The following is a 2,888-nucleotide window of genomic DNA, read 5'->3' on the forward strand; positions in this document are numbered from 1 at the left end:
GCGAAACAGCCCCCGTGGGGGGGCAGCGACCCGCGCAGCGGCGGAGCGTGGGGGCGACGTTTCGCCGCAGGGCCGCCCCAAGGCGAAACAGCCCCCGTGGGGGGGCAGCGACCCGCGCAGCGGCGGAGCGTGGGGGCGACGTTTCGCCGCAGGGCCGCCCCAAGGCGAAACAGCCCCCGTGGGGGGGCAGCGACCCGCGCAGCGGCGGAGCGTGGGGGCGACGTTTCGCCGCAGGGCCGCCCCAAGGCGAAACAGCCCCCGTGGGGGGGCAGCGACCCGCGCAGCGGCGGAGCGTGGGGGCCTCTTCAGTGCGCGGTTTCGGCCTGCTCGGCGGCGGCGATGCGCGTCAGGGCCGGGATCTCTTCGCGGATCACGGTGTCCGGGTCCACGCCCAGCACGAGGCCGATCGAATCCGGGTAGGTGTTGATCAGCCCCTGGCTGCCCATCGACAGCTCTTCAGCCCGGGCGCGCCAGTTGGCGATGTGGATCACGCCGGCGATGGGCTCGTAGACGTCGTTGTCGAACGGCGCCACCTGGTGCTCGATGGCGTTGACCATCTTTTTAGGGAATTTCCATTCGCGGGCCAGGGCGGCGCCCACATCGGCGTAGCTGTAGCCGAACAGACCGCGCTCGGCCCGTGCGCGCTTGAGGTCCAGCATGGGGATGCTGCGGTCCAGGTCGATCATGGCCTCGGGCATGCCCACGTGCATCACCAGCTCGCCAATGCCGTGGATCAGCCCGGCCGTGAAGGCGGTGTTTTCGTCGATCTTGATCGGCAGCGCCAGGTAGCGCGAGAGGTTGGCGGTGTTGAGGCTGTAGCGCCAGAACTGGCCCAGGTTGACGCTGCCCAGGGTGTGGAAGCCGTCGCCCAGCGCCGCGCCAATGACCAGGGCGCGCACCTTGATCAGCCCCATCACGCTGATGGCATCGCGGGCGGTGGTGACGTTGCGGTTGAGGCCGAAAAACGCCGAGTTCGCCATTTTCAGCAGCTTGGCGGTGAGCACCGGGTCCGACTCGATGTAGCTCGCTGCCTTCATCACGTCCACATCTTCTTGCTCGAAGGTCTCGATCAGCTGGCGCACGACCTTGGGGGCTGAGGGCAAGGCGTTGGGCTGCTTCAGGAGTTTTTCGATGTTCATGGTGCGAGCCTCGTTGGATGTTTTAGAAAATGGGTGACCCGTTGAACGTTCGTATCGACGGTCGCGCGAAGGCCTTGAGTGCTTCAGGTTGCAGGTCCCGACCTTCGGTCAGTCGGTGAAGGCGCTCAGCGCCTGGCTGAACGACCATTCCGACGGGTCCTTGCCCAGCACGCTGTCCAGGTCCAGGCCCAGGGTCAGGCCGACCATGTCGGGGAAGGTGGCCGCCATGCCCTGCTCGTCGAGCTGGATTTCTTCGGCCCGCGCCCGCCACGAAGCCAGGTGCAGCACACCGCCCAGCGGGTCGTAGGCTTCGCCTTCGAAGGGTTCGACCTGGTTGGCCAGCGCGCTCACCATCTCGGGCGGGAACTGCCACTTCTCGGCCATGCCCGCGCCCACATCGGCATAGCTGTAGCCAAAGATGGCTTTCTCGGCCGCGGCACGGGTCAGGTCGAACGGCGGGGTCGCCATGTCCAGCGGCGCCACCGCGTCGGGCATGGCGATGTGCATGACCAGCACGCCAATGGCGTGGATCAGCCCGGCGGTGAACGCGTTGCCGGGGTGCTGGTGCAGCACGCCCGCCAGCGATTTGGAGATGTCGGCCACCCGCAGGCTGTAGCGCCAGAACTGCCTGAGGTCGATGCCCGGCACGCTCTTGAAGCTCGCACCCAGCGCCGCGGCCATGACCAGCGAACGCACATGGGTCATGCCCAGCAGGGCCACGGCCTCGTCGGCGCTGCCGATCTTGCGGCTGACCCGGAAGAACGCCGAGTTGGACAGGCGCAGCACCCGGGTGGTGAGCGCCGGGTCGTGCCCGATGAGCTCACCCACCCGTTTGGGGCTGGGGTCTTCCTTGTTCATTTCGCCCAGCAGGTCGGTCACGGCCCGGGGCATGGCCGGCAAAGCACGGGGGTAATTGAGCAGGGCTTCGAGTTGCATGGCAGGCATTGGGAAGGACCGGTTCTAGGGTTTCCACTTATATCGACCCCTGCGCGCCCGACTTGAGGCCGACAAACCCCGGTGAAGACCGGGATTGACAGCCCTGTTCCCTTCGCCCCCAGCTCAGCGCTGGATCAGCGTTTGATCAGCGTTTGAGCCCCTGCAGCTTGGCAAACGCCGAGGCCATGGCGCCACCGGCTTCGGGCTGGCGCTGGCCCCCGCCATTGCCCCCCTGCCCGCCCGAGTAACCCCCGCGCGAGCCACCGGGGGCATGCCCACGCGACGGCTCGTAGCGGTTCTCGCGCGGCCCGTCCTTGCGGGCCGGCGCGGCGTCCAGCTTCATGGTCAGGCTGATGCGCTTGCGCGCCGCGTCCACTTCCAGCACCTTGACCTTGACAATGTCACCCGTCTTGACCACCTCACGGGCGTCGTTGACGAACTTGTGGCTCAGCTGGCTGACGTGGATCAGGCCGTCCTGGTGCACGCCCAGGTCCACAAAGGCGCCGAACTGGGCCACGTTGCTCACCGTGCCCTCCAGCACCATGCCTTCGCGCAGGTCGGCAATGTCGTCCACGCCCTCGTTGAAACGCGCCACCGCAAAGTCCGGGCGCGGGTCGCGGCCCGGCTTTTCCAGCTCGCCCAGGATGTCCTTGACCGTGATCACGCCGAACTTCTCGTTGGCGAACAGCTCGGGCTTGAGCGTCTTGAGCATGTCGGCCCGGCCCATCAGCCCGGCCACCGGCTGCCCGGTCTTGGCGATGATCTGCTCCACCACCGGGTAGGTTTCCGGGTGCACGCCGGTCATGTCCAGCG

At 67.6% G+C, this 2,888-nt stretch carries 3 protein-coding genes; all 3 read right to left on the reverse strand.

Features of this window, described 5'->3' with window-relative positions; all coding sequences use genetic code 11:
• Nucleotides 1–305 precede the first annotated feature (305 nt).
• On the reverse strand, nucleotides 306–1,139 hold the full coding sequence (locus RMP09_RS10500; RefSeq protein WP_310565929.1) for an HDOD domain-containing protein: 834 nt from the start codon (nucleotides 1,137–1,139) through the stop codon (nucleotides 306–308).
• A gap of 108 nt (nucleotides 1,140–1,247) precedes the next feature.
• The gene (locus RMP09_RS10505; protein ID WP_310565930.1) at nucleotides 1,248–2,075 is read right to left on the reverse strand and encodes an HDOD domain-containing protein; all 828 of its coding nucleotides are present in this window, start codon (nucleotides 2,073–2,075) and stop codon (nucleotides 1,248–1,250) included.
• 145 nt (nucleotides 2,076–2,220) lie between these two features.
• Nucleotides 2,221–2,888 (reverse strand): S1 RNA-binding domain-containing protein (locus RMP09_RS10510; protein ID WP_310565931.1); only part of this gene is annotated, 668 nt, incomplete at its 5' end.

Source organism: Hydrogenophaga sp. (genome assembly GCF_031426985.1).
Lineage (GTDB): Bacteria > Pseudomonadota > Gammaproteobacteria > Burkholderiales > Burkholderiaceae_C > Hydrogenophaga.